This window comes from Spirulina sp. LEGE 11439 (assembly GCF_059821285.1).
On record NZ_JCAMRX010000095.1, the window covers coordinates 1 to 1,361 of the forward strand.

Below are 1,361 nucleotides of genomic sequence, written 5' to 3' on the forward strand. Positions count from 1 at the left end.
TGGCTTAGATACACTTTTCTCAACTTAGTTTTACATACTAAGTTCGGTAGACCCCTCAATTTAATTTTACCGCATATCGCGATCGCGCCGCCCTTTCCAATCAGAGAATAATTTTTGTGATTGGCGATCGCTTTCCCAATATTGACAATTTTTCCTTTAAGATTTGTTTATTTTTATCGCATCATCGAGAATTCTGATATAAGTTGCAAACCATCCTTTCTGACCTTCTTTGATAAAGACTTCCACGCGAGTCCCTATTTTAAGCTGAGAAATGCAGTCGGAATTTATAAAATGTTCGTGGAAGTAGATACTATTGCTGCGATCGCTGGGAGTAATCCACCCATACATTGTATCTTTTTGATTATGTTTGATTGTTGTAACTTTTCCTTGTTTGAGAAAAATTCCTGATGAGAGTTGCTTTTCAAGTTCTAGGATGTTTTTATTATTGGGTGCGATCGCTAAGGCTCTCTGACAGTATTCTTTTGCTTCTTCTTTTCGATTCAATTTAACTAATACATACATTAATGGTTTAATTGCAATCTCTAAACCTCTAGTATTTTTTGAATTTTCCTCAATCTCAAAGCCTTTGCTTAATTCAATGGCTGCCTGTTTGTCCTTGTGATAAGCAAATAGAGCTTCTCCCATAGCGGTATAAACTTTGGCTAGGTGTTCTAAGTTGTTCAATTCCTGTCCTAATTTAATACTTTCTCGAAAATTGATTAATGCGAGATTGAGATTGTCTTGTCCTCCTTGTTTAGATAAAACTTGACCTAAACTATTGAGAATTAATGCTTGTCCTCGCCGATCTTCTAATTGAACTGCTATATCATAACTCTGACGGAAAAATTGCTCCGCTTCAGAGAATTTTTGTTGACCTTTTAAAAGATTACCTAGTTGATGGAGTGCGATCGCTATTCTTTGTTGGTTATTAATAGCTTCACTGACATCAATTTCACGCTGAAAAGCAGAAATAGCTTCCTCAATTCTTCCTTGCTGTTGTAATAGTCCTCCCATGCAATTCAGTGCGATCGCTATTCCTTGTTGGTCATTGATAGCTTCACTGACATCAATTTGACGCTGAAATGCAGCAATAGCTTCCTCTAGTCTTCCTTGCTGTTGTAATAGTCCTCCCATGCAATTCAGTGCGATCGCTAAAAATTTTTGGTCATTGATAGCTTCACTGACATCAATTTGACGCTGAAATGCAGAAATAGCTTCCTCTATTCTTCCTTGCTGTTGTAATAGTCCTCCCATGCAGTTGAGTGCGATCGCTATTCCTTGTTGGTCATTGATAGCTTCACCGACTTCAATTTGACGCTGAAATGCAGAAATAGCTTCCTCTATTCTTCCTTGCTGTTGTA

1 protein-coding gene is annotated in these 1,361 nt (G+C 37.5%); it reads right to left on the reverse strand.

The annotated features are described in order from the left end of the window. Nucleotides 1–156: 156 nt before the first annotated feature. Nucleotides 157–1,361: tetratricopeptide repeat protein (locus AC6RV6_RS29545; protein ID WP_500244457.1), on the reverse strand; the 1,205-nt coding region annotated here is incomplete at its 5' end.